Consider the following 25,028-nt stretch of genomic DNA (forward strand, 5'->3'; position numbering starts at 1 on the left):
CCGTTTTTTATTGTTTCAGAACCCCTGATGCTAAAGGGATTAGAATTATGAAATTAACTCTTAGGTATCTTTTATAACTATCAATTAAATTACTTGTGTTGTCATAGATTAATTGATAATCCAAATCATCCAGAACAAATATCTTATATTTTTTTAATGAATCCTTATACGAATCCAATTCTTTAATATCTAAGAGAGGTCAAATGCTCATCTTTAAAATCAAGTCATTTTCTTATTCTGTTCTAACTGTTGGTATATTAATTGGAGTAGCACTAGTAGCAATGTTTAAATTAATAGATAAAGAATATTTTATTTATTATGTAATGCTTGTGTTTTTCATTCAAAGTATATCATCATCTATTTATTTGGCCGTTGTTCGGAGAGTGTAAAACATTTTGTAAATAACCCTGTCTTAAAATGAGGACAGGGTTATTTTGGTTTACTTCATCATCATATCTAAAATACGCTCACGCACTCTTTGCACACTTGTATGACTCTTATTAAGTTTTGCACCAATCCAATGGAAAGGCATGCCCTCTAGCAACCAAAAAAGCACTTCTTGTTCAATGTCGCCAGTAACCTTGTCTGTTAGATTTTGAACCATTATTAATTCATCTTTAATTTTATTAATACGAACCTCACGTGAAGCTCTGATTTGAACATGAGCATGCACTGGATCACTTGTACTTCCTACAGCTTTTGGCATTGTTGCTTCAATTCCGTATTGTGCTGTAGATGCAGCAGCCGTTAAAGAATCAAGCTCGTCCTTCATCCTCATGAACTTACACATGATGTCGTGGTACTTCTTAATTGCCTTGTCTAGTTGGTAGCGATTTAATTCTGTTTTCTCTTTTAACATAGGTTTGCCCTCCTACGGTGTGTTATAATAATTTCGAGAAACCTCAAAGGGCATTACCAATTCTGAGCTGTAGCGTGTGACGACGCTGCGGCTTTTTTAATGTATAAGGAACTTCAATTTGCACAAATTAACGTTGAGTGTATAGCACGCACTTACTAGGTTGTGACGCTAGTTGACCGTCACATCATCCCTCTACAGGGTCACTTCCATCTTGAGTGACCCTTTCTTAGTTTCTTTCTTCAAAGTGTTCAGTAGTTTAATTTATAAATATATCTATTAATCAACCAATAATGTAAAATATTACTTAATCCAATTTATCAGTCTTCTGATATAAAAACACACAACGGAGGTATACTATGGAAATAAAAATTGCAACACTAGATGAAGTTCAACAAATTGAGGTTCTATACCAAGAGCTTTTTTTAGAAATGTCAATCTTACAACCAAAATATATGCAACCTGCTAAACAAGATGTGAACTTTATTAGGAACTCAATAAATGAAAACGAATCAGATATTTTAATTGCTGAAAAAGATAATCAAGTATTAGGCTTTTTGCTTATTAAAGAAACGATAACACCTCCATATTCATGTCTGGTTGAACACAAATATGCCTTTATTATCGATGTAATTGTTGGAAACCAATACCAAAGTAAAGGAATTGGTTCAGCTTTACTTTTAGAAGCCAAAAAATGGGCAGAAAATCGCAATTTGGAATACTTGGAGTTAAACGTATTATCTGAAAATATTGGCGCTATAACTTTATATGAAAAACATGGGTTCAAAGATATGAACCATAGAATGCGTTTTGAATTATAGACGTTGAACACAGAATTCATTATGATGAGGAGCTGTTAACTACGGCTCCCAATACATCACTTCTCCTATCCCTTCCTGCACAATTTCTTTCAATCGTTCAACAACTATTTGCTTTTGATTTCTATAATTTCGACTTCTACATTTTGTTCACTTTGGATAATTACCTGTGCATCTTCATCAGAATGCCGGTTTCTAAGCCCTTTACATGTTGTGTACCAATATGTGATGCCACATATCCCAATACTTCTTCTTGTTCATATCCTTTTAAGCCCCAATAATTTCGAACTTGTTCAATGGCTCCTGATAGGTTTTAGATTTTTTTGATCACTTACTAGTGTCATTGGTAAATGTTGGTAACTTAATGAGTATTACATAATAATTTCTAGTGATAATAAAACCTCTTCTGAACAGACTAACTTGAGGAGGTGAAATCCATGTCAAAAAATCGAAACAAGAACCGAACTGCTGACCAAATTAGACAAAGAATCCAGCAAGCTGAAGCTAACAAAAATCAAGCTTCTGGTCGTTTTTCAAATCAAAATTTTATGAGATCAACGAACAACGTAGAATTCGGAACTGAGACTGATGCGAACCAAGTAAGACAACAAATTCAAAATGTGGAAGCAGAGTACCTCCAAGGAGCTTCTGGCCCTAAAGCAAATTATGGTTTTGGAAATAACTTAAATTAATTTTTTATTCGGCAGATTTTTTCTGCCGGTTTATGATTTTAATCCCCAAAATTTACCACTCAATCGTCACCTCTGCTCTAGGCTGCTCTGAATAAAATTTTCTCACGGTCATATCTACAATCTGAGAATCATCATGCCAAATAATTTTGTTACACCCATCCTTGATACCCTTAATCAAGTTGTCGAGATTAGGCTTTGTCAATGGACGTAATTCACCACTTGCTATAAGCTTTCTCTTTGGACCTGTATGGTATTTCTTTGGAGGTATGAGAAAAATATCAGCTTTTAGTTTAATAGGCTCTGTAATCAGTTCAGACGGCTTATTTTTGCCATGCTACGATCTTTACGAAGTCTTTGAAGTCTTTGCTCTTTGGTGCGTCATGTGTGACAACTTTCTTACCTCGCTTACTAAATCGAGGTCGCTCTTGCGGTTGAATGACCCCTGGTATTTCAAATGTTAAAGTGTTCATATTTGTATCACCTCTTTTAAAATGGGAGATCGTCCTCAGATACCTCAATCGGTCCCTTGCTATTAGCAAACGGATCTTCATCTGCTCTCGTATAACTCGGCTGATTATTACCGCCATTTTGCCCCTGTAGATTACCTTGATACGCTTCACCTGTATTTGTTCTAGATTCGTAGTTTGAAGTGTTCTGTGAGCCTCCTGTGCCGTTTTTCGGCTCTAAAAACTGAATGCTGTCGGCTACAACGTTCGTAAAATAGATTCTTTGCCCGTCTCTCTCATACGAACCAGATTGTATCTTTCCATCAATCCCAAACAGTGATTCTTTCTTCAGAAAGTTAGCTGCATTCTCCGCCTGTTTTCTCCAAGGTTGTATTTGGATGAAGTCAGCCTCTCGTCACCACTCTGATTAGCAAATGCTCTGTTAACTGCTAATGTAAATTGAGCCTTTGCAGACCCTTGTGGTGTATATGCAAGGTCAACGTCTTTTGTAAGCCGACCAGTAAGGCAAACTCGGTTGATCATGCTGTTCCCTCCAGTAATTCAGGGTTTTCGTAGATGTTGCCGATTACTTGCAATCCATCGTTATATGCAGCAGGTGTAGATCATTCATCATAAGAACCACGGTAGTAATTTCCTGTATAACCAACAAGCCATTTGTAAGTTTGGTTCCAACCTTCTTCAACTAGGTTTTCAGACCATTTAACAATAGCTGCGTAACTTTCGATTCCTACGCCGTTGTCGATTTCCCAATAAATAATATCCCCCTCATAAATCTCTTGCCGTTCTTGTCCTTTAAGCCTGTGTATTGAATGTAAGTAATTTTGTTGTGAAGTTGATTTAATGGCTCTTTACCACTTGTGGCAAAAATATCGTTTATTAGCCCTCCCATAAATTCGATATGTTGGTTCATAAACGGATATGGACCATTTTTGACGTGTTCATTTTCAACCCAAGCACGAAACTTAATCTCTCTACTCATGCAGCAACCTCCCTTTCTCCAGCTTGGTAATAAGCATAGCCTCGTGGATCGTTTTAAACCCTTTGAATTCTTGAAGACGTAGCATCCACTTTTTAAACTCATTGAAGTAATGTTCATCACCATAGACGTAATGATTTCGATGATTTAAGACGATTTGAGTTATGATGTCCTTCTCGTTATTCATGATCTTCACCACCTAAAGCTTCACGAGCAATTTTGTAAGCAGGTGTTTCCAACCTTCCATGATAGGTGCAGCTAGTCTCTTATAGATTAATGCTTCCTACTGTCCAAGGAGTATTTCGAGTTTTTAAATCAGCGGTTTCCTATGCTGTTGAAGAAGAAATTCTTATTCGTGATCGTTTTAAAAAAATGGACTTTAGTGCTGCACCTACCAGTGATAAAGAAAACTACTATAATGAAGAAGAGTTAGAGGTTTTCTTATTACGTGTTAAAGAAAATGACCCTACTACTCGATATTCATCTATTTTAACTTTAGCAATGACCGGGATGCGTAAAGGAGAAATGATGGAATTAACATGGAATGATCTTGATTTTAAAAACAGGATTATTAACATTAATAAAGCGCGCACACGCACTGGACTTGGGCCACCAAAAAGTGATAATGGTTATCGGAAAATTAGTATGAATGATGAATTATTTGCCCAATTAAAGAAGTATAAAGCGTGGTGTATTAAAATGAAATGGGAACGGAGTTTGAAACACGAAGATTCAGACTACGTATTTATATCTCGTCAGGGCTGCCGTCCGATAGGATTGACTTATGTTGAGGATGCAATTGATATGATATGTAAAAAATACGAATTGAGAAGAATCTCTCCTCATGGATTAAGACATACAGTTGCGTCTGTTTTACTTTCACGTGGAGAAACACTTGTCACTGTGGCAAAGGTATTAGGTGATGATCCTAATACTATTCTAAAAGAATATGTTCACTCATTTGAAAAAGACGAAATAAAATCAATTGAATTAATGAATCAATTTGCAACAGGTGGATAACGAGAAAAAAGCCATATTTAGATGAATTTGGGGTACAAATTGGGGTACAGACTTTTTACGCAGCATTTGACTGACTTAGGTGTTAATAATGTAGTAGAAAATAACAGGCGGAAAGAACGCTATTGGAAATTAGTGTCCAGAGGGATTGAAATGATAAAATCGCTTAAATTGTAGTACCCCAATATTTAGATTTTTAGTCTAACTATTGGGGTGCAGTTAATGTCATCTTTAACAGTTGTATGAACTCTATCCTTTTTCACCACTTGCTTGTGCTAGCTTCGATAAATAATACTGTTCCTCCCTCCACATATGATCTGCCATTGGCGCTGTAAATGTTCCTAATACTTCAGCGCTAAGATCCATTTCCTCTAACTCTCGTAAAAAGGTCTTAAATAAAGTCATTTCTATCTCTACATCTTTATTAAAGCGCGTTAACGCCGGAAATGATTGTAAATTGGAACGTAAATAACCAGTTAGCTCTACTGCCTTTAAATAAAAGTGTTCAAAATGTTGGGTAAAAGCATTACTCTTTTGTTTCAGTCTTTTTTCTACACCATCTAACCCGTCATTAATGGCGCCAGCATGTCCTGATGCATCTAATAGCCAGACTAAGTGATGATGTAGTTCATGAAAGATCGGTGGAACTTCACCTTTTTTTAGATAACTAAGAACATTTTGATATTCCTCTAATTCATTGACCATATGATTGACAAAAGTAGGTGTTAAATGAATACCAATATCACCTGTCAGTTGGTGTCTAAGAATATGAAACTTAAATTGCTTGAATTGTTCAACAGTCTCATCGACAGTGATTGAAAAGGAAATTGCTACATCAGGGGCATTAAGTGAATTTACAAAGGCAAGTAGCTGGGAAAATTGCTGAATAAATGAATTTGCTCTTTTTATATCCTCCGTCTCTGAAGGATACAAAGAATCATGAATAAATTGACCATGATCTTTCATTATTTCTAACCAAAATCTATGTTCAAATAATGCATGCTGTACATAATTTGACAACCATTCTCATCCCCTTTATTCTTTACGTCCTTCCATTCTATTCTTCTTTAATATCTAATATTAATTCACAATATAAGTTGCTTAAACGTATTTCTGCTACTTGTTAAAAGGCCTCTGCTTTTTTCTATTACACTTGCCTATACAGAATTTATTTAAATAGCATATGTTATGTCTACATGACAAAGACAGGCAGAAGTTAATGGATCCACGTTTAGCACAATTACTTCAAAAGGTAAGTTTATATCTTTGGCAAATTACTATGAACATATTGATCCAGAAAAACATATGTATTTTTACGAAAAGCATTTTAAGTATGAAACCCAACTAGCTCAACTTTATTGGCAACTTCACAGAGAAACTCCTTATGTATACTAATCTAAATGACCAGGTACTCATTTTTGAAGTGAGTCCTGGTCATTTGTTTATATAACTTAAAATTAATTCCTCAACCTGTGTTTTCAGAGCATGATTGGCATATCGTAGCACTTGGTCCTCTTAAAAATGACTAAGATTTCAAGAAGTTGTTATTATCTACCACTTGATGTTTGTTTGGTAATTTTTAAATGTTGCTCTATTTTATGATGTACATTTTTCAGTCGCGCACTTAAAATGGGGATTGAAAGGAAGTGTAGGGAGTTGAAAAAACTATTTTATATTGGGGCATTATCCACACTACTACTTACAGCTTGTGGCGATGAAGCTGAAAAGCCAATTTCTGAAAATAAAACAAATGAAACATCGAAGCAAGAAGAAAAGGTAGAAAGTAAATACCCTTTCCCAAATAGTGAATTAATTGGGGACGCATCATTTATTATTAGCACTCCTGAAGATGATAGCTTAGATGGGAATGTACCAGTGCTATTTGTATCAAAAGATGATGTTCTAAAGGAAATTAGTATCTATTATGAAAACTTCGATAGTAGTGTTGAAACATACATATATATTAACGAAATATTTTATACTAAAGAACAAGTTGGAGAACTATCACAATCTGTATTGGAATTAAAAGAGGATAATTTAAAGGCTGGGGACTATACTATTACAGCTGTTCAATTCCCGGATAATGATCCAACCAAAAAGCCTATTAATTTAACTCAATCTAAATTTAAAATTGAAGAAAAATAAAGTAAATAAAACACAAAAAGCCCAGGCTCAAAATTAAATTGAGTACCTGGGCTTTATTGTGTCAATTTTGTCATCTTACTGTCATGTATAGAAAGTTTAAACGTTAACCCGTTTAGTTATAGTTAAAGTAATTACAATATCAAGGAGAGAAAGAAAAATGAAATTAATAAAAATATTAACTTTACTGAGCTGTTTAACTATTTTTACTTTAGTAGGCTGTAGTTCTAACGATGTAGCACTTGAAAAAGATTACTATGTTCAAATCCAAGGAAAAGCAGAGAAAACAAATAACGAAGGACAGTATGTATATAATTTAAACGGATATGATAAAGATGGAAATGAGAAAATAGTCTCTTTCTTCGTTGAAGAAATGTTCGAAGAAGGAACAATTCTACTAGTTCCAAGAAGCTATGATGGATACACAGGAGAAATTAAAGTCATTCACGAAGATGAATTACCTAAAGAAATTAAAAAGAAATTTAATTTTTAACAAAAAAGGCCCAGGGCTCAAAATTAATTGAGTACCTGGGCTTTAATCGTAAATTTTATTATAACGTTCGTTTCACTACTGAAATTAGTAAGCTTAACGCTTCTCCATCCGTCATAGAGCCTACTCTATTACTATGATCCACCTTTAAAATACCTCGTTTATGAGTTTCTTTCAGTAATCCTTTTAAATCCTCTTTACCTGTTGATGTTAATGAATTTGCCATCTATGTTTCTTCCTTTGGTTTAATAGTTGTTGCTGGCTCCATAGCCTGTTCGATTCGTTTCACGAAGCTATTCCAGCGGTTTTCACTCAAGATACGGTGCCGACAGTATTTCCCGTTCCAATCCTGATGTTAGGTGGTTCACTTGAGTTTTGAAACTCAAATGATTCAATTAAATTTTCAATAGGTATTTCTTTTAGTTGTTTTGTTATTTCTTTGTACTGTTCAGGTGAGATTTCTCCAAATGGATGAGCTTCCGTTTTTACTGCTAATCGCAATTGCGCTGCTGTCACCCATTTATACATAAAAGCGATTTGCCAGAATTTCATTATGCCCACCACCTTTCAAGGCCATTACTTCTAGCTTTAGCTTAGTAACTAGTTTCACCAAGACTATTAATAAGCAAATCTTTCTGAATACCCTTTAGTTTTTCTTGTGCAAGCTGCTCCCCTAGAGATGCCACTCGTTCCTCCAATTTCAATCCTGTGCCAATTTTGATTGGCTCACCAAGAGTCCCATCTTCTGTGCGTTTTTTATATTCCATTACTCAACAGCCCCCGATATTAAGTGGATTTTGTGACTCAATGATAAGTCAGTGAGCGAAACTTCAAACTCCCACTCTCCACCTTGGCCACTGTAAATTCCGACAGTATTTCCTGCATTAATGCGTCTTGTCACTTTTACACTTGATTAGCATCTTGATCCGATGCGGTACCGGTAATTTTGAATATATCAGCATCAACTACACCTAACGTGTGAAGCATCAACCTACGCAATATTTTTTAACTGTTTTACCAAAAGCTATATGGAAAGTGGTTTCTCAGGTAAAGAAATAAGAAATAATTTCCCGGGTAAGCGCAAGAAATGACAAGTTTAGTCTTACATTCCAGCAACAAGCGACTGATTTTATCATCACCCTCCGCATTTCTGAAAATCCAAGCCAGAAATAAATCTCTGGTCTGTACATCATTCATCCAATTGCCCCACCTAATCTAGTAAATTCTCAATTTCGAATGTACTTTCTAACTTCTTTGTAGCCGACAGTATTCGCACTTATCACATCGATGAGGTTTTTTATGTCCTAGTTTCGCTTTTACAATGCTAGGTAGCATCTTTTGGTTCCTTGTTCTTTTCTGCATCTGCTTGTACGGGTTGTGTAGTGTCTTTTTCTGTTTCTCCGCATCCAGCTAAACCTAAACTTAGTAATCATATGCTTTAGATAACAGTATAGGAGCCGTTGCCAGTGGTAAGAAAGTTCAAGAGTTCAACACTTTGGTATAATGGAAGGTGGAAAAATCGAAATTCATTATAAGCCTGTTATTTCATTCGATGATGCCACAGTATTTGAAATAGAAGTTAAATAGCATATCATTCTTCACAGACAATTGCGGTAGGCTTATCACAAGTCACTCAAAATAAAACACCCCAATCGTTAGATTTTTAGTCTAACGATTGGGGGTGGCAGTTCATAATGGGTGGTTTTTTTCATATAAAGCTATTCATGGCTTCTTTTGTCTCGATTGAAAACGACTCTTCCTCATGGAAATCTTTTTAGTTCTTTTAATAAACCTTCTATACTATTGGCACCTTAATTCTCTAAAGTAGCTTTTTCAATTACATAGCTTTGAGGTATGAAAAATGTTCTGGTGTAAAATTCTGGATGTGGTTCAGTTAAATTCACTGCGTAATAGTTGCCAATTTTAAAGCCTTCACTTTTTAGAACAGTTCCTGCTTTCAATTTACCAGCAATTCTTTGATAATAATCATTATTGTTAATTAAATATGGTTTTATATGCTGCACTGTATCCTTTGTTACAATAAATAATTTATCCGTATTAACAAGTTCAGGTTCTATTATTTGAATGTCAGTTGGATCAATTTTATTTCTTTCAATACCGCCACCTACAAAACCCATATTATAGGTATGGACAAGCTCTCCTTGTTCAATTTCAAAATCTCCCCAAATATTTAAATACGTGTAATAGGAATGTGTATGAGTCCCCGAACTATCATCTTCCATGTAAAATGATTCAAATGGTTTATCTCTATTTATCCACAAATATGCTGGGTTATCATAAAATTGTACACGCTGTTCAAATGGAATCGCCGTAAATACTGTTAAATTTGTGGCTTGTACACGATATCCAGAGCTCATCCAATAATACGTTTGCCCATTGTATTTTTCGATATTATATACGCGGAAGTAGTTTCCCTTTTTAACTAACATCGATTCAAACTGTCCATTGACGTTTTTCTTGTACACTTTCACATCTTTTGAAAACGTCATTTTCCCTGTTTGCCCTTTGACAATTTCTGCTCCATTATACACCACTTTTGCTTCTGATTTTATTGGATTTACTACCGCAAATACAAATGCTGCTAGGAACACAATAAATAATTTTTTCATTATTCTCCCCCTCACCTTTATTTTAGAAAGGATAATTTATTAGTACTATATACCAGTAAAGCTAATATTTTACCAATAGAAATTAAGGATGTCAAAAATCTAAAAAGTTGATTGTTTTTCCATAACATAACTTCATCTATCGACCATTCAAACCAATTTTCTAAATTTGATCTACTATTTATTTGTGTACGACTATCACGTTATGAAGCCAGTTATATAACGGCACTGGTTGTTCTCTATTTGCTGTTTCTTCCACAAACTCATATTCACTAATGCGTTGTCTTGCTTGCATACACTCGTAGTTGTATCTCAATCCATATATTTCACATTCCCCCAATTCTTTTAATTGTTTTTTAGCCATTTCTTCATTATTGTATTTTTAATACTAATCTTATAAAATACCAATAATACCCATTATTGATAGGAGTTAATTAAATGAATCCAATACTTGAAAAAATGAATCTACTACAAACAGTTTCTGATATCTCAGAGTATACAAATTTTATAGTCTCTGAAGTAAATGATCATGTTGTAAGAATAGCCGTTATAGACGGTGAGTATCATTGGCATGAACATGATACAGATGAATTATTTATGGTTCTTGAAGGAGAGTTATTTATTGATCTAGAAAATAACGAAACTATTTCTTTACTTCCAGGTGAAATATTTAAAGTACCAGCTTTCACCCAACATAGAACACGTTCAACTGGAAGAACAGTAAATCTATGCTTTGAAAAAAAAGAAAACGATATTAAAGGAAAATCTTAAGTGCCAGTAAATGGCGCTTTTTTTACATTTTTTTATTATGAATACTCCTCAAAATCCTCATATTGTGCAGTAATATTGATAGTCAGGAGCATATCCAGCTTTACTGTATAGCCTTTATTTTTTTCTACTCGTACGATGCTTCTACTCCATTGCGCCCTCTGTAATCACAATATTCTGAACTTATTCACAGACTTATTAACAAAATCCACAAATACTAGAAATAACAACCACCAGTATAAAGTTGACATCTAAACCAAAAAATATTAAGTTACAATAATCCAATAAGGAGGTTTTTATACAATTATGGAACTATTACTCGGTTTTATACCTATTCTATTTCTATTACTTTTCTATCTTGCACCATTAGTATTTATAGTTTGGTTTGTATTTAAAATTATTAACATACAAAATGAACAAACTGAAATTCTAAAACGTATAGCGGATAAACTAGATAAGTAATGGACTAATTGGAGATTACCTATAACAAGCTTTCTAACCTCTCGCATACCGCGAAACTATTACTTACTATGATAATTCGATAGTTTGGATACCTAGTCATGTATTCCAGCACCAAAAGTCTGATTTCAACTTTGGGCTCATTATAGTTGCAAAGATCTTTGCTTTTTTACATTGCCAGAATGAGAACAAGAGGTAGAGACAAAGCTGAACAAATCCTAAAAATGCGCGAGAAATCAATTTTAGAAACGTTGATTTCTCGCGCTTTTCTGATGGGATTTTTCGAATATGTACCTATGTCCCAGCCTCTTTTACATTTTTTTAATACCTACAAAACTAAATAATATTGAATATTAATAATGTACATTGTTAATTTTATTTTCAGTATAAAGCTGTTTTGAAACGTTTCGCGACATCAATGTCTGATTAAACAGCTTTTATGGTACGAACGTTATTTTACAAAAGTGATGCAGAAACCTTTTCCAATTCTTTTCGTTCTTTAATATATAAAGGGAAATGAATATGTTCGGTTTGCTTAATCTTGGACGCCCTGTACTTGGTTATTTCCAATCGGAATTCTTTTACGTTCTAATAAGCAAGTTCATACTAATGGGATCGTATTTTGTAAGATTTAAGGGGTTATATTAGTACATAAAAATACTATTATAATATGATAAACTATTACATTTTTGTATAAAACGATGTAATTTTTTATAAATTTCTTTTAAAATCATAGGAGGCTTTTATTATGGGATTATTTGATATGTTTAAAGGTGACAAAGAACACAACGAACAAGGTATGAACCCTCACTTCGCATTCGCAACATCTTTACTTTATATGATGGGTGCAGATGGAGAATACGATAACGAGGAGTTAGGTCAATTATTAGCAGTTCTCGGTGGGGCGAAAAAAGGTAACTCTGTATATATCGGTGGTAATAATGGTGATTTAATGGACAAAGCTATAAAATATGTGCGAACTAATTCTGTAGAACAATTTTTAAGCGAAGCTTCACCAGTCTTAACGGATGCTCAAAAAATGTGTATTTTAGTTAATATTATTGATTCTTCATTTGCTGATGGCGAAGCTGAAATTGAAGAACAACAATTATTCGGCAAATTCTTAAATGCTTTCGGAATTTCTGAAGAAAGATTCAAACCATTCTTTGAAGTTATTGTACTAAAGAATGACCGTTCTGTATTCATTAATCCAAACCACGCTAAAAATCAACCAGGATTTAAAGTAGAGCTTCCTGTTGGGTGACACTTAAAAAGACTAGGTACTCATATTAATGAGTACCTAGTCTTTTTATTTAGATGACTAGTAATTCTTCCACTTGTCTTTTAAGCGAATTAAATCTGCGTTTTTTGGAAATATAAACCTTGTCCTACTGGTTGAACAGTTTCAAGTACAATGTCAACCATTTTTTCATTAACAAGAGTTTTTATTATCCATGCTGATAAATCTTGTGCTGCAAAACAGCCAGCTGCAGTAGAGACATTGCCTTCATTTACGAAACTTTGTTCAATTACATCTACATGAAATTGTTTAAGTTGATCTACTACAGTCGGATATGTTGTTGCTTTTTTACCCGTTAACAAATTTTTAGCTCCTAGTAGCAGAGCACCTGAACACATAGAACCTATTAATTGTCTTTGAGGATCTATATGAATTTTATCGAGATATTCTTGATTTTTATATAAGTCTTGTATTCCCTTACCACTGGCAAATATTACAGCGTCAGCAATAGGAATATCGGATATGTTTCCTGTCATTGGTATTCTCAAACCTGACATAGATATATGTGTTGTTTCTGTCCCCAATAATTGGACATCCCATTCTGACATACCACCAACTAGACGTACACGATTTAATATATCCCATGGTAAAAAAACATCTATATCAGTGAAGTTATCGAAACAAACAATGGCAATTTTCATTCTCTAATCCTCCATTATTTTAATATTAAAATATTTCTATTATATTAATTATAAGCATAATCAAGGGAATTTAAGGCCCCTCATCATATTTTCGTTCCGACTGGGCGTTTTTATTCTGTAAGTCCTTCAAGGTAAAGCCTCTTGCTAAATTCGTTTTATAAAAGTGAATTATATTTTTTTACAACTAATGGAATAGATAGTACATATAAATCAATAGCATACGTAATAATCGTTATCCCTTTACCTTCTTCAGTAAATTTTGCTTGTTGAAACTCTTCTGAAACCTTTCTTTTTCCCCATTTTTTAGGTAACCATTCAAATCCTAAAAACATAACATTAATCTACCTTCTTTTCGCATAAATTGCACCATAAAGGGCCATTAATTCAAATTCCACTACTACACTGACTTATGTATGTAAAACTAAGAAATTTCCCACAATCTTTTGACCTCCACCAATTCTTGACCATCAAATTCCATTCTGTATATGTCCGGTTTTGTTGTTTGAAGTAAAAAGTTCAAATCGTACTTACTGTCATAATACCCCATCATCAAAGTCATAACAGCCCCATGCGTGCCAATCACTACTCTCTTTCCTTGATATATGTTTAATATATCTTTCAAAACTGTTATAGCTCGTTTCTGGCAATCAGCATTGGACTCTCCTCCCTTTAAAGCAAAAGTTGAATCAGAAAATGACTTTTGTATTAAAGGAAATAATTCCTTGTCAGACATCCGCGTGTCTTCAGCATTAAAAATTCTCTCTTTAAGGTCTTCAAAGACAATTACTTCTTTTTCAATTAGCTCAGCTACTTTTTGAACAGTTAGGATTGACCGACGATACGGGCTTGAGATAACAATGTCAATCCCCTCTTCTTGTAATATGTCAGTTATTAGATGAGCGTCTAATCTGCCTTTTTCAGATAATTCTCTTGTTCTTTCGTCCCCATATTTTGGCGAATCACCGTGTCGAACCATATATATGAATGTCTTCATAAATGCCCCCTATATTTTCATTGTTATTTACTATGTATTCTAAATCTTTACATATAAGAAAACAAAATGATATGCTTAAAAAAATTAACACTTATAATTTTTTGCCCCTTGACTATATAGTTACTATATAGCTTAAAGTGTGAAACGAACATAATTGATTGTATGTAAAACATACAACTTTATCATTTTAGGAGGATCATTGATTATGGGAGAAAGTATTAAGTTAAGACCGTTAGAAAGAGAAGATTTAAAGTATGTTCATAAATTAAATAATGATTCTAGAATCATGTCCTATTGGTTTGAAGAACCATATGAATCTTTTGTAGAACTCCAAGACCTATTTGAAAAGCATATCCATAAACAAAGTGAAAGACGTTTTATAGTTGAAAAAGAAAATGAAATTCTTGGATTAGTCGAATTAGTTGAAATTGACCTGATTCACCGCAATGCAGAATTTCAAATTATTATTGATCCTAATTGCCAAGGAAAAGGATATGCCTATACTGCTACTACTTTGGCAATGAAATACGCCTTTCATATTTTAAACCTACACAAATTATATTTAATTGTTGATAAGGAAAACGAAAAAGCTATTTACGTTTACAAAAAAGCAGGATTTCATATTGAGGGAGAACTTCAAGAAGAATTTTTTACGGAAGGCAAATATCGAGACGCCTTTCGCATGTGTGTATTCCAATATGAGTTTGATAATAAAAAATAACTATACATTTAATTGTATTTTTTCTATAGTTATGCCCTCCTATGACGAACAAGCCATAGAAGGGCATAACCAAGCTAAGCTGAAGCGTATTACGAAGCTATTCGAATAAGGAGATGATTGCAACAATCCACGCTGCTATCACAAGTAATAAAAACCACCAACCCATAAACTTTATAAACATCTTTAAAAATGGTTTCTTTTTGAATTTATCTGAAAAGGAACTCATCTGTATTGCACCCTCAGGATGCTTCAACAGCATATAAGAAATACTGCCAAAAATTAATGTAATCAATATTGCCACTATAAACAATTCCAATAGTCCCACCTTTACGTTTAATTCATTATCCCTCTGACAAGAACCTCGAAGTGTTTGTTCATTTTCATTAACACTCGTAAATTTCCCAAACAAATACTCTTTTGGCTATCAACTTGTATATTTTACTATTTTCTACTCTATAAATCTCCCCTTTTTTCGTAGAATAATTATTCTTCCATACAATCTTCATTCCATTTTGTTAGCAATGTAGCATTATGGATGCTTTTGGATTCGATTAGTGAGTCTCGACATTAACGATATTATTCCTTTTAAGATGACTTTCTCTTTACCCTTCTTGTTCCGCCTGAGCGTTTTTCCAATAAGTGTTTGCTCCATTACTTGTTAAAGTTGCATTTTTCGGTACTTGTTTCATTATTAGTAGAACATTTAGCAAATCCACTGATGATCCCATTGAGTTTAGTATGATCAAGAATTTTATTGTCGCAGTTAATAGTCCACATATACTTAAAATAAGTGGGAAAATTACTGAAATAATCGTAAAAGGAGCAATAGTAATGAACATATATCTTGGTTTTGAAATCTTTTCTTCTGTTATTACAAATGCTCCGAATAGAGTAAGCCCTATAGAAGTTTTTTTCGATTTCATAAAATTAGGAATGAACATCAAATGAAGTAATTCGTGAATTATTAATAGAAAGACTATCCCCAAAATTGCGCTTAAGTTTATGTTTATTGATATTCCACCGGATGTAAATCCAAAATCTCTCCAAGAAATACTAGAAAAAATATTAATTACCCCAATAGAGATCATTGAAGCGACAATCATTAAAGGGATAGATAACAATATAGCACTTATTAAATTCTTAGGTTCTTTCATAGGAATCCAACCATTTTTAATTAAATCTAAATGTAGATTTGGGTTACTTTTTGGCAATTTGTATAGTAATTTCATTTAACCCCTCCATCTAAATCAAGAACTTTACAATCTATTGATTTTTAATAATTTCTCTTAATTGAAAAATCCCTTCGTTAATTTCGTCGAGTGAAGCATAGCCATAAGAGATTCGTATAAACTGTCCTGATTTTTCAGCATAAATACTACCGGGATTTAGAAGAATATTGTTGGATAATGCTTTTTCGAATAGTCTTTTTACTTTAAATTCAGGTTTTATTTTAACCCATATGAACAATCCACCTTTTGGGATGTCCCATGTAGCGTAAGGACTCAAATATTTGTCCATTGCGTCTAGAGCAACTTTTCTACGAGTCTTAAGTTGTTCTCTTACTTTATGAAGGTGATCATCATAGAAATTACTAGATAACCACTCTGCTGCAACTAGCTGAGAAAGCGTACTTGATCCATAATCGGATTGCATTTTTAAATCTGCTAATCGATTAATGACTGACTCCGAACCAACTATCCAGCCAATTCGTAATCCCGGACTAAGGGTTTTTGATAAACTCCCAACATATAATACATTTCCGAAATGGTCCATTGCTTTCAATGGTATAGGTGGTGGATTATCAATCCATAAATCACGGTACACATCATCTTCTATAACTGGCAGCTGCTCTCTTTCACAGTATGCAATTAATTTTTCACGTCTGTCTTCCTTCATTAAGGCGCCGGTTGGAATCGTATATAAAATATTCTTCCCTTTTTCCTTTGTCGGATAAATGGAATCAATAATAATCCCCTCATTGTCCATCGTTAATCCTTGCAGCTCCATCCCTGCAGACTCAAAAACAGTCAACGAGTAAAGATAGGACGGCATTTCTAACAATACCGTCGAACCTCTTTTTAGGAGTCCGATTGAAATTAGATGTAAGGCTTGGAGCGCACCAGAAACTACAAGAATGGACGACGGAGATGCCTCTATTCCTCTTACCTTTAAATAGTCACTAATTGCTTGGCGTAATTTTATATTTCCTTTTGGCTCTTCATAGCCAAATGAAGTTAATTGATTCGATACCTTCTGCACGATGACTTTCATCTCTTCTAACGGGAACATCTCAGGTGATAGCTCCCCTTTACTCAATTGAATAAGATTCGAATTCGATTCCGCTTCGTTAATCTCCTGCACCATAGAAACACTAGGCTTATGAATGCCTACAGTGACATTTTCATTCCAGTTAGTTGAAGATTTTGACCCCATCAAAGTCCAAGTATTATTAGTGACGATTGTTGCCTTCCCTGCTTTACCTTCCAGTAGCCCGTCTGCCATTAGTTCCTCTAATGCTGTAATAACCGTACTGCGATTAACATCAAACTGTTTTGCCAGATTACGTTGACTTGGTATGGGGCTGCCGATTGCCCACTCCCCTTTAGCAATTTTTTCTTTAATAAAATCAATAATCAATTGATATTTTGGTTTTTTCATATGTATGCCCTCATTTAAATCAATTTTGCCTAGGCATAAGTGTGTCCGGAATCTGCTATGTGCTTAGGCCTGCAAATGTTCTTTGTGCGAAAGCCTAGTGCTAACGCAGCGGCAGCGGCAGCAACAGATGTTTTTTGCGCGAAAGCGTAGTGATAACGTAGCGGCAGCATCATGATGTTGATACTCAGTCGTATGTTGTTGTTGCTGTCGCTGCGCTTTCGCACAGAAAGATAACCTGCTGCTGTCGCTGCGCTTTCGCACAGATAAATTGCCACAGGACGTGGCGTTCTTAGACTGAGTTCCTCTATTCCGGAGGATGTTTACCTAACAGCTGAAAGAAGTTAAACTGGTTGTTTTTTTTCATTTTTACCTGTTGGAGAAATTTTACCAAAATCCTATTAATATTGAAAACATGAATTTAATTAGTTGGATAAAGAGGTGTATTCATGTTAAAAACATTAGATATTAAGATTATTTCGGCTCATTTCATAACAATCATTTTATGGGCTTCAGCTTTTCCAGGAATACGGGTGGCATTGACAGCATATTCTCCTGAACATATATCACTTTTACGATTATTAGTCGGCTCATTCATATTAATAATCATAGCAATTATTACAAAAACTCCTTTACCTGCGTTAAAAGATATCCCCATTATTTTATTTCTTGGCTTTTTAGGTTTCACCGTGTATCAAGTAGCGCTAAATTATGGAGAGCAAACGATTAGTGCTGGCGTTGCAAGTTTACTTGTTTCAACTACCCCTATATTCACCGCTTTATTAGCAGTAGTCTTTTATCGTGAGAAGCTTGGATTATGGGGATGGGTAGGTTCGTTGCTTAGCTTTTCTGGTGTAGCATTTATTACAGTTGGAGGTTCAACAGAAGGTTTTTCTTTTAATACGGGGATTATTATTGTTTTAGTAGCATCTCTTTCAGAAAGTATTTACTTTGTTTTTCAACATCGTTTTCTAGAAAAATACGGAGCTATTCCCTTCACAATGTACGCCATTTGGTCAGGTACCATTTTTATGTTAATTTTTTCACCTGGCCTTGGTGAAGCAATTTTGAATGCGCCGTTAAATGCAACATTAGTCACTTTGTATCTTGGAATTTTCCCAACAATCATTCCTTATTTTATGCTAGCCTATGTTACCTCACGAACAGGAGCAGCTGAAGCAACAAGTACGCTTTATTTAACTTCTGTTTTTGCATTTCTTATTGCATGGATTTGGCTTGGTGAAGTTCCGCATTCTTCTGCCATAACAGGTGGCTTAATTACTTTAGCAGGTGTAATTATTTCAAACATAAAGAAAGAAGATGTTAATAATGCTCAAAGTTTAAACTAACTTGAATAATTGCTCCGTTGATCATTACAACAGGTATTATTTCCATACCTGTTGTCATTTTTCAAGAGGCATTTTCTAACCTTTGTAGATGATGCTTGATTGGAACATGTACACCTGTTTGCCCTATTTAACTTTAAAAATGCTTGAAAATCATTACGCCCTCTTTTTCTCTTAAACCGCATAATAAAAACCCTTCACAATTATGTGAAAGGCAATTAGCGATTTAGATGCGAAAAAACTCACTTGAAATAAAAATTCATCGCGTTTTGATAAAGAATTTTTTCCGCAGCCATTGCATCAAACAATTCTTGAATTAGTTCAACATCCTCATAAGCAAAAGGTCTTTTTGCTCGTGTGGATGGCAAGTCTGTTCCGAACATTAACACCTCAGGATTGGTAGCATAAATGGATTTCAAAGCATTTTTTACATCAAGCTCCACACGACCAAAACCCGTCGCCTTTACTCGTACACCTTTTTCTACGAGCTTTAACAAATGAGGTAAGCCTTCCTCGGATAACCCTAAATGATCAATCGAAATAGCCGGTAATTTTTCAATCGTTGGGGCAATGTCAGGCAAGTCTTTTGCGTCTATATATAGTTCACTATGCCAACCGGCTAAATCATGAACTCGTCTCGCAAAGTAATCGAGCTTCGATAAATCTTCGGAGCCCCCACGCTTCACATTGAATCGTAGTGCGCGTACCCCTTTTTTATGTAAATCAATAATCTCATCATCGGTCACCGAAAATGGTAGTTGCGTAACACCACAAAATGCCGAACCCATTTTCTCTAAAGCATTCACTAAATAACCTTGGTCAAAACCTTGGAAAGAACCAGATACAATGGCACCCCCTCCAATAGTATAAGTCGCTGTGTCTTTTTGGTAATCTTCTACAACATAACTCGGTGGTACATATCCTTGATTTTCAGTAATAGGAAAATCAAAATCAATAATGTGAAAGTGTGCATCAAAAATTTTCATCTTTCCGCCTCCTTTCTTTTACGTTATCAAATATAAAACATAAAGAAAAGTGATGAATATTTATAGAATCACATAAGTTTATCTTATTAAGATACAGGTCATCTTAATAAGCCGCTCTGCTTAGCCACCAGATACAACTTTATAAAGCCCAATTTATCAAAACGAAAAAAGGGCAGGCTCACAAAAATTTGGTGATTGCCCGGGCTTTTGGTTTTATGCATGCTCATTTGTTCACCATGACATTGGTTTCCACATCATTCACAATTGATTCTGAACAGATCATGAAATTATTTACTGTAGATCACTTATTTTTAGATTGTTTGAGTTCTACGACCATATTAGAAAGCTTCATAAGCGTTTTCCAATTACGGACCGTTGCTGGAACCTCAAGCTTTTTTAGATTATTAATAAGTTTGGCATTGCGAATGCTGTCATAGAATAAAAGATACACATCTCTTCCATTTATGACACTGAGTTCTCTTTCATTTGTAAAAGATAAGAACTTGTCACTATCGACCTTAGTTGGAGCTTCAGGTAACAAAGCAACATGCAAACATTCCCCATTAGAGGAATTACTCGCTGCTGAAACCTCTTCCTCTGAAAATGGAGATTGACGAACAATTTGCTGTAATTCTTCTGCTGTCCTAATGACAACAACACTAGATACCCCAAAATCTTCTTTAATTTTATCGTGAATTTTCTTTTGCAAAATGTCCTCATGTTCATTTGATTCAAAAAGGATGTTTCCACTTTGGATATATGTCTTCACATTTTGTAATCCTAGTTGCTCCATGGAACTTCTTAATTCGGCCATGATTATTTTATTGTGTCCGCCTACATTTATGCCTCTAAGTAGTGCGATATAAATGGTCATACGATCCCGCCTTTTTATCTCCATTTTATTTACTAAAAATTTCTACATCCTTATATTCCTTCAAAGGTTGATTCTCTAGAAAGTCAATAATCATCTCGTTAAATATATCTCGGCGCATCGTACTTAATGGATCGAATGCATTTTTGAATAATGCCAGTTGTGCATGTTGAATATGGTTAAAAATAGTTCGGGATCCTTTCCCTTCATCAACGCCCGTCATCATTTTTCCTTCACCACCCATTACAAGCGTAGGCGATTTTATTCGATGCAATTGATCAGTATGCGTTGGAAATGGTGCTTTTTTCATTGCAAGAAGCATTTTCTTATCAATTGAAAAAGACTCCCTTAAAATCCGCTGAGTATAAGCGTCGTCCTTATAAAATTTCATCATGAGATTTATAATTGTACGGTATGGAAGTAGACTGAATATAAAATTTGATATGGATAGTACCCAGTTAGCTGCAATTGTCGGCATCTCACTATAACTATTAGAGACTACGAGCTTATCTACATATGTTGGATATTTTATCGCGAGCAGTGTAGCCAATTGGCCGCCTTGCGATACACCGACTACATGAATTTTGCTAATTCCAAGTACATCTAGAAAACATTTGATATCCTCCACAATAATATGATGATCGTATTTATTATTAGGGAAATCCTTTGTCGTTTCACCATGTCCTCTATAATCGGGCATAAGCATTTGATAGCGCGAAGAAAATGCTTCAAATTGAGGCTCCCACATTTTCCATGATGCTCCGCTCCCGTGCAAAAACAATATAGGCGTCCCTTGACCTTTAATTTCGTAATGGATCATGATACCGTTCGCATTAACTTTTGGCATAAAGATTCCTCCTACTTACTACCCTTTCGTTCTTCCCACTGAACTAAAATTTGCTGCGTCTGTTGAATAACAAATTCAAAAAACTCGATACTCTCATCGATGGTTGATACAGCCTGTTCCTCAAGAACTAACTCTTTCGCTCGACGCAAATATTGTCCCATCAATACACCCTGAGCAATGCTCGTATGCAAAGTTGATGCCCATGCGTCTGCATGCAGTTGATAGAAATCTCGTTTGCTACCAGGAATCCCTACTTTACGAAATAAAGAGATTTGAACACCCTGTCGAACGGACAATGACGCCATCCCTTTGCTAATTTGCAAATCGTTCACCATGTCATCGAGTGACTTCGGAATACCCGATATCAACAAGTAGCCCCATATCTTGCCAAGTGATCTTGCACCACCTGAGGATTCTATATAAGTTCCAAAATCCTCTATTAATACCTTCTGCTCATCGTTTAATAGTATGTTTTTCATGTCGTCCACCTCTTTATATTCATTACGTTTAATATATATTAAACATAATGAATGCAATTTGCAATAGGCGATATAATGTACAGTAAAGTTTTAATGCGCTAATTAGCATACAAATTAAAGTAGGCTAGGATAACATAAAAAGCGCGAGAAATCAATTTTAGAAACGTTGATTTCTCGCGCTTTTTTAATTTGAAATTTTTTATTTTTACTTTAATTATATACTATGTCCCAGCCTCTGTTAAAACATGTGCCAAAACTGGATAAAATAGTATAAATAACCATCGCAATCCGTCGAACCTATTATAATTTTTGTTTCGCATATAAATCTAACAGAACAATGGAAACGTCCGAACAACGATTAGGAATTGCTGATAAAAAATTCGATTTAAAAGATATAATTTATCTAAGGTGTTTAACTTTTTTAAGAGAATTAATTTTTTAATGTAATGGGAAATTTATGTTAAAATATTTTATAGATTATTAACGTCAATTGGTGGGGAGGATGACTTGAAGAAAAAGGTTATAATTATTGTTTCTTTTTTGGTTGTAATTATCTTGATGCATTCAACACCAAGTATGGCATTAAGAACACATATATTTTTTATGGGTTATCCAAAAGCCGCAATTTCTTCAGGAATTATTGAAGATAAAGAACATAATGAAATAGATAAAGATAAATTTGCTGAATTAAATGCCAAAGCGTACACCCTAACAAATCCTCCAATAGAAAAAGCTACTCAGGGCGAATTAAAAAACTTTCTTGTAAGGAAATTTGGATTTTTACATTTTGCAGAATACTACGGTGATACTTAATAACCTTAGTCAGTCAAACGGGGCATTAGTTCAATTAGGTTAATAAATTATTACACAAAAAAACGCTTAGATTACTAAGCGCTTTTTTTCTGCCGTTTATGCTACTAACTTACTATTAAAATGAGTGTCAATTAAGTTTTTTTTCACATTACTTTTAGTGTTTTTCTCCCCATCAGCCGAACCCGTAATCAAATATGAGTGCCTTTTGATATTTTTATCGATAAGAATCATGTGTAGGTTGAAATAAGTCTTCTTCTGCATTCCTAACAACAGAAAAACGGTCAACATTGTAATGACCATGAAGAGTTCTGTTATGATGCTTGATAATTTGCTCCGCACTTAAATCATCACTGTCCACTGTTGAATGCCCATCACCCACTAAGGTAACATCTAAACCATTAATTGTCGCGGTTCTTACTGCACTATCAATACAATGTTGCGTTGAACAACCCATCACAACAACATGTATAATCGATTGAGACTGTATATGATTTAGAAGCCCTGTCCCATGAAAGCAATTTGTTGCCGCTTTATCGAAAATCTTTGCTTCTTTAGGTACATTAATTCCATTATGAATATCAAACCCAGTACCTTTCCCTTCTGCAACATCGAGATCCCTTACAAACACAACCGGAACATTGGATTCCTTTGCTTTCTCAATCACTAAATTGATATTCCTAACAAGCTGTTCTTTATTAAAAACAGCTCTTTCCTCCTGATTACCGTCAATTAACTCTTGTTGAGCATCAATAATGAGTAATGCTTGATTCACACAATTTTCCCCTTTCATTTTGAGGAAACACTATATAATCAATAGTTAGACGTTTTCCTCTTTTTATTTATTACGTTAACATTATTTTTGTTTGTCATCATACATACCCCCTAAACAAAATTGTCTTTTAAAAATTTTCAGACAATAAAATTTTATCATAATTTTCCATGACAAGAAACTTAAATAACAGGTATTTGATTAACCATTTTTATCCACTCCGATTAATTTGAAGGCTCTAATTTCCGCTACGTTAGCACTCACGCTTTCGCACTGAAAACATCCGCTACGTACAAGGTCTCGTCTGTCTCGCTTTCCCGCGGGAAGCTTTGCTCTGCGACGAAAGTGAAGCAACTGGAGCACTCGAGTAGCCCTACGCTACAATCAATTAAAAATGAGAATATATTAGCAAAAATAGCGGAAAAATCCTTTTATCGCTCAATAATAAACTATTTTTCCCTAATCAACACGCTTAATAAATTTCTATTAAATTGGTTATGTGAAATAATGATGATTTCCTACTATTTCAATATTAATCACTATGAGGTAATCAATAGAAGATATACAGCATCCTCCGTTACGGCCTTTTTTTATAAGCCCTTCTAATACTTCCGTCATTACATTACTTTATTGTTGTTTTGGCAAAATTAATTTAATTGTTCATAGACAAATTGCCAATCAATCTTCATCTTAGAACCATATCTTACAAGTGTAAGGCTATTATTTCTTTAATAAACTAGTAAGGAGGATTGAATATGAGCATTAATAGAAATATTAATAGTAATACACGGAAAAAATGTTTATCTTGCGGTGAAAAAGAAAACCATGTTCAGAAAACTATTCATCGTTGTAGAGGTTGTGTTTGTAATCAATTAAGGAAATTACCAGTTCAGACAGAAGTAGATCTTTTCTTATTGGGGGTCAAATAATTGAAGATGTTGTATTTATTAACTTCGATCAAAAAGATTGTTGCGCGTTTTTCACAGATCCAACCACTGAACCTGGTTCAACGATTATTGTCGATTGCCAAGATATTCAAGCTTTCCGAATTGAATCTGACTAGTTTAAAGAAATGGTTCTTTCAACTAATATAGCCCTTACACCTATGAAATTTGTTACTAGGGTCACTGAAATCTATGTGGCTCTAGTATTTACTTTCGCTTACATGGACCTTGCGAATGGATTTTTTGGAAATTTACGAATTAGGAAACCAAAATCTCAATGATCCCAAGACCGAAAACTTGACAAAATAATTATTTTATGCAATAATTTACTTTTATAGAATAAATTTATA

Annotated in this window: 32 protein-coding genes and 2 pseudogenes; 11 read left to right on the plus strand and 23 right to left on the minus strand. The window is 34.3% G+C overall.

The window, feature by feature from the left end; genetic code table 11:
- Positions 1-439 precede the first annotated feature (439 nt).
- Positions 440-859, minus strand: coding sequence for a hypothetical protein (locus tag AB9L17_RS13355; RefSeq protein WP_375199232.1), 420 nt, complete (start codon positions 857-859; stop codon positions 440-442).
- Between the two features lie 356 nt (positions 860-1,215).
- Between AB9L17_RS13355 and AB9L17_RS13360 the strand changes: the two genes are divergently transcribed.
- Together AB9L17_RS13360 and AB9L17_RS13365 are read left to right on the plus strand one after the other, a co-directional pair.
- Positions 1,216-1,677: a GNAT family N-acetyltransferase gene (locus AB9L17_RS13360; RefSeq protein ID WP_068984425.1), complete on the plus strand. Its 462-nt coding sequence runs from the start codon at positions 1,216-1,218 to the stop codon at positions 1,675-1,677.
- A gap of 434 nt (positions 1,678-2,111) precedes the next feature.
- The gene (locus tag AB9L17_RS13365; RefSeq protein ID WP_068984426.1) at positions 2,112-2,366 is read left to right on the plus strand and encodes a hypothetical protein; all 255 of its coding nucleotides are present in this window, start codon (positions 2,112-2,114) and stop codon (positions 2,364-2,366) included.
- A gap of 52 nt (positions 2,367-2,418) precedes the next feature.
- Here AB9L17_RS13365 and AB9L17_RS13370 read toward each other — a convergent pair whose 3' ends face one another.
- The 6 genes and pseudogenes from AB9L17_RS13370 to AB9L17_RS13395 all read right to left on the minus strand — a co-directional run bounded on the left by AB9L17_RS13370 (position 2,419) and on the right by AB9L17_RS13395 (position 3,996).
- Complete coding sequence (locus AB9L17_RS13370; protein ID WP_375200794.1) at positions 2,419-2,676, minus strand: RusA family crossover junction endodeoxyribonuclease; 258 nt, start codon at positions 2,674-2,676, stop codon at positions 2,419-2,421.
- A 10-nt stretch (positions 2,677-2,686) separates the two neighbouring features.
- Positions 2,687-2,836, minus strand: coding sequence for a hypothetical protein (locus AB9L17_RS13375; RefSeq protein WP_375199233.1), 150 nt, complete (start codon positions 2,834-2,836; stop codon positions 2,687-2,689).
- A 16-nt stretch (positions 2,837-2,852) separates the two neighbouring features.
- Positions 2,853-3,355 (minus strand): annotated as a pseudogene (gene ssb, locus AB9L17_RS13380) (single-stranded DNA-binding protein).
- Positions 3,352-3,420 (minus strand): annotated as a pseudogene (locus tag AB9L17_RS13385) (YopX family protein); the annotation flags it as partial. The pseudogenes AB9L17_RS13385 and ssb, both read right to left, overlap by 4 nt.
- Positions 3,421-3,560: 140 nt before the next feature.
- The gene (locus AB9L17_RS13390) at positions 3,561-3,812 is read right to left on the minus strand and encodes a hypothetical protein (RefSeq protein WP_375199234.1); all 252 of its coding nucleotides are present in this window, start codon (positions 3,810-3,812) and stop codon (positions 3,561-3,563) included.
- Positions 3,805-3,996 carry a hypothetical protein gene (locus tag AB9L17_RS13395; RefSeq protein WP_375199235.1) on the minus strand — a complete coding sequence of 64 codons (192 nt, stop codon included), beginning with the start codon at positions 3,994-3,996 and terminating at the stop codon, positions 3,805-3,807. The genes AB9L17_RS13390 and AB9L17_RS13395 overlap by 8 nt, the downstream gene beginning before the upstream one ends.
- A gap of 65 nt (positions 3,997-4,061) precedes the next feature.
- On the opposite strand from AB9L17_RS13395, the gene AB9L17_RS13400 reads away from it, so the two are divergent.
- Positions 4,062-4,829 (plus strand): site-specific integrase, encoded by a 768-nt coding sequence (locus tag AB9L17_RS13400; RefSeq protein WP_375199236.1) that lies wholly within the window; start codon positions 4,062-4,064, stop codon positions 4,827-4,829.
- 246 nt (positions 4,830-5,075) lie between these two features.
- Here the strand turns inward: AB9L17_RS13400 and AB9L17_RS13405 are convergent, their stop codons facing one another.
- Complete coding sequence (locus tag AB9L17_RS13405) at positions 5,076-5,846, minus strand: DUF2935 domain-containing protein (RefSeq protein ID WP_375199237.1); 771 nt, start codon at positions 5,844-5,846, stop codon at positions 5,076-5,078.
- A gap of 636 nt (positions 5,847-6,482) precedes the next feature.
- On the opposite strand from AB9L17_RS13405, the gene AB9L17_RS13410 reads away from it, so the two are divergent.
- Positions 6,483-6,971, plus strand: a complete 489-nt coding sequence (locus AB9L17_RS13410) for a hypothetical protein (protein WP_068984430.1) — start codon at positions 6,483-6,485, stop codon at positions 6,969-6,971.
- 157 nt (positions 6,972-7,128) lie between these two features.
- Positions 7,129-7,461, plus strand: coding sequence for a YxeA family protein (locus tag AB9L17_RS13415; RefSeq protein WP_068984431.1), 333 nt, complete (start codon positions 7,129-7,131; stop codon positions 7,459-7,461).
- Between the two features lie 58 nt (positions 7,462-7,519).
- Here the strand turns inward: AB9L17_RS13415 and AB9L17_RS13420 are convergent, their stop codons facing one another.
- From AB9L17_RS13420 to AB9L17_RS13435, 4 genes are all read right to left on the minus strand, one after another.
- Positions 7,520-7,684 carry a hypothetical protein gene (locus AB9L17_RS13420; RefSeq protein ID WP_175401726.1) on the minus strand — a complete coding sequence of 55 codons (165 nt, stop codon included), beginning with the start codon at positions 7,682-7,684 and terminating at the stop codon, positions 7,520-7,522.
- A gap of 86 nt (positions 7,685-7,770) precedes the next feature.
- Positions 7,771-8,010, minus strand: coding sequence for a hypothetical protein (locus tag AB9L17_RS13425; protein WP_068984432.1), 240 nt, complete (start codon positions 8,008-8,010; stop codon positions 7,771-7,773).
- Positions 8,011-8,051: 41 nt separating this feature from the next.
- The gene (locus tag AB9L17_RS13430; RefSeq protein WP_175401727.1) at positions 8,052-8,225 is read right to left on the minus strand and encodes a hypothetical protein; all 174 of its coding nucleotides are present in this window, start codon (positions 8,223-8,225) and stop codon (positions 8,052-8,054) included.
- 1,044 nt (positions 8,226-9,269) lie between these two features.
- Positions 9,270-10,088 carry a hypothetical protein gene (locus AB9L17_RS13435; RefSeq protein ID WP_068984434.1) on the minus strand — a complete coding sequence of 273 codons (819 nt, stop codon included), beginning with the start codon at positions 10,086-10,088 and terminating at the stop codon, positions 9,270-9,272.
- A gap of 435 nt (positions 10,089-10,523) precedes the next feature.
- On the opposite strand from AB9L17_RS13435, the gene AB9L17_RS13440 reads away from it, so the two are divergent.
- Both AB9L17_RS13440 and AB9L17_RS13445 read left to right on the plus strand, forming a co-directional pair.
- Positions 10,524-10,856, plus strand: coding sequence for a cupin domain-containing protein (locus tag AB9L17_RS13440; protein ID WP_068984435.1), 333 nt, complete (start codon positions 10,524-10,526; stop codon positions 10,854-10,856).
- A gap of 1,204 nt (positions 10,857-12,060) precedes the next feature.
- Positions 12,061-12,576 (plus strand): TerB family tellurite resistance protein, encoded by a 516-nt coding sequence (locus AB9L17_RS13445; RefSeq protein WP_068984436.1) that lies wholly within the window; start codon positions 12,061-12,063, stop codon positions 12,574-12,576.
- Positions 12,577-12,665: 89 nt separating this feature from the next.
- On the opposite strand, the gene AB9L17_RS13450 is transcribed toward AB9L17_RS13445, so the two are convergent.
- The 3 genes from AB9L17_RS13450 to AB9L17_RS13460 all read right to left on the minus strand — a co-directional run bounded on the left by AB9L17_RS13450 (position 12,666) and on the right by AB9L17_RS13460 (position 14,247).
- Complete coding sequence (locus AB9L17_RS13450) at positions 12,666-13,253, minus strand: DJ-1/PfpI family protein (RefSeq protein WP_375199238.1); 588 nt, start codon at positions 13,251-13,253, stop codon at positions 12,666-12,668.
- 155 nt (positions 13,254-13,408) lie between these two features.
- Positions 13,409-13,585 (minus strand): hypothetical protein, encoded by a 177-nt coding sequence (locus AB9L17_RS13455; RefSeq protein WP_175401728.1) that lies wholly within the window; start codon positions 13,583-13,585, stop codon positions 13,409-13,411.
- A gap of 89 nt (positions 13,586-13,674) precedes the next feature.
- Positions 13,675-14,247 carry a histidine phosphatase family protein gene (locus tag AB9L17_RS13460; RefSeq protein WP_375199239.1) on the minus strand — a complete coding sequence of 191 codons (573 nt, stop codon included), beginning with the start codon at positions 14,245-14,247 and terminating at the stop codon, positions 13,675-13,677.
- 205 nt (positions 14,248-14,452) lie between these two features.
- Between AB9L17_RS13460 and speG the strand changes: the two genes are divergently transcribed.
- Positions 14,453-14,968 carry a spermidine N1-acetyltransferase gene (speG, locus tag AB9L17_RS13465; protein WP_375199240.1) on the plus strand — a complete coding sequence of 172 codons (516 nt, stop codon included), beginning with the start codon at positions 14,453-14,455 and terminating at the stop codon, positions 14,966-14,968.
- A 97-nt stretch (positions 14,969-15,065) separates the two neighbouring features.
- On the opposite strand, the gene AB9L17_RS13470 is transcribed toward speG, so the two are convergent.
- From AB9L17_RS13470 to AB9L17_RS13480, 3 genes are all read right to left on the minus strand, one after another.
- Positions 15,066-15,284 carry a hypothetical protein gene (locus tag AB9L17_RS13470; RefSeq protein ID WP_083226978.1) on the minus strand — a complete coding sequence of 73 codons (219 nt, stop codon included), beginning with the start codon at positions 15,282-15,284 and terminating at the stop codon, positions 15,066-15,068.
- Between the two features lie 286 nt (positions 15,285-15,570).
- Positions 15,571-16,197, minus strand: coding sequence for a DUF3267 domain-containing protein (locus tag AB9L17_RS13475; protein ID WP_375199241.1), 627 nt, complete (start codon positions 16,195-16,197; stop codon positions 15,571-15,573).
- Positions 16,198-16,231: 34 nt separating this feature from the next.
- Positions 16,232-17,626: a PLP-dependent aminotransferase family protein gene (locus AB9L17_RS13480; RefSeq protein WP_375199242.1), complete on the minus strand. Its 1,395-nt coding sequence runs from the start codon at positions 17,624-17,626 to the stop codon at positions 16,232-16,234.
- 446 nt (positions 17,627-18,072) lie between these two features.
- Here AB9L17_RS13480 and AB9L17_RS13485 point away from each other — a divergent pair, with 446 nt between their 5' ends.
- The gene (locus AB9L17_RS13485; RefSeq protein WP_375199243.1) at positions 18,073-18,972 is read left to right on the plus strand and encodes a DMT family transporter; all 900 of its coding nucleotides are present in this window, start codon (positions 18,073-18,075) and stop codon (positions 18,970-18,972) included.
- A 239-nt stretch (positions 18,973-19,211) separates the two neighbouring features.
- Here AB9L17_RS13485 and AB9L17_RS13490 read toward each other — a convergent pair whose 3' ends face one another.
- From AB9L17_RS13490 to AB9L17_RS13505, 4 genes are all read right to left on the minus strand, one after another.
- Positions 19,212-19,955: an amidohydrolase family protein gene (locus tag AB9L17_RS13490; RefSeq protein ID WP_068984443.1), complete on the minus strand. Its 744-nt coding sequence runs from the start codon at positions 19,953-19,955 to the stop codon at positions 19,212-19,214.
- 301 nt (positions 19,956-20,256) lie between these two features.
- Complete coding sequence (locus tag AB9L17_RS13495; RefSeq protein WP_375199244.1) at positions 20,257-20,829, minus strand: DUF1697 domain-containing protein; 573 nt, start codon at positions 20,827-20,829, stop codon at positions 20,257-20,259.
- A gap of 25 nt (positions 20,830-20,854) precedes the next feature.
- The gene (locus AB9L17_RS13500) at positions 20,855-21,673 is read right to left on the minus strand and encodes an alpha/beta fold hydrolase (RefSeq protein ID WP_068984445.1); all 819 of its coding nucleotides are present in this window, start codon (positions 21,671-21,673) and stop codon (positions 20,855-20,857) included.
- Between the two features lie 11 nt (positions 21,674-21,684).
- Entirely contained in the window at positions 21,685-22,152 is a 468-nt protein-coding gene (locus AB9L17_RS13505; protein ID WP_375199245.1) for a GbsR/MarR family transcriptional regulator, read from the minus strand.
- Positions 22,153-22,659: 507 nt separating this feature from the next.
- On the opposite strand from AB9L17_RS13505, the gene AB9L17_RS13510 reads away from it, so the two are divergent.
- Positions 22,660-22,965 (plus strand): hypothetical protein, encoded by a 306-nt coding sequence (locus AB9L17_RS13510; RefSeq protein ID WP_083226979.1) that lies wholly within the window; start codon positions 22,660-22,662, stop codon positions 22,963-22,965.
- A gap of 214 nt (positions 22,966-23,179) precedes the next feature.
- Here AB9L17_RS13510 and AB9L17_RS13515 read toward each other — a convergent pair whose 3' ends face one another.
- Positions 23,180-23,737, minus strand: coding sequence for an isochorismatase family protein (locus tag AB9L17_RS13515; protein ID WP_068984447.1), 558 nt, complete (start codon positions 23,735-23,737; stop codon positions 23,180-23,182).
- A gap of 752 nt (positions 23,738-24,489) precedes the next feature.
- Here AB9L17_RS13515 and AB9L17_RS13520 point away from each other — a divergent pair.
- On the plus strand, positions 24,490-24,663 hold the full coding sequence (locus AB9L17_RS13520) for a hypothetical protein (RefSeq protein WP_375199246.1): 174 nt from the start codon (positions 24,490-24,492) through the stop codon (positions 24,661-24,663).
- Positions 24,664-25,028: the final 365 nt, after the last annotated feature.

Origin of the sequence: Lysinibacillus sp. RS11, from assembly GCF_042019215.1 — a bacterium.
GTDB classification, from domain to species: Bacteria; Bacillota; Bacilli; order Bacillales_A; family Planococcaceae; genus Lysinibacillus; species Lysinibacillus xylanilyticus_A.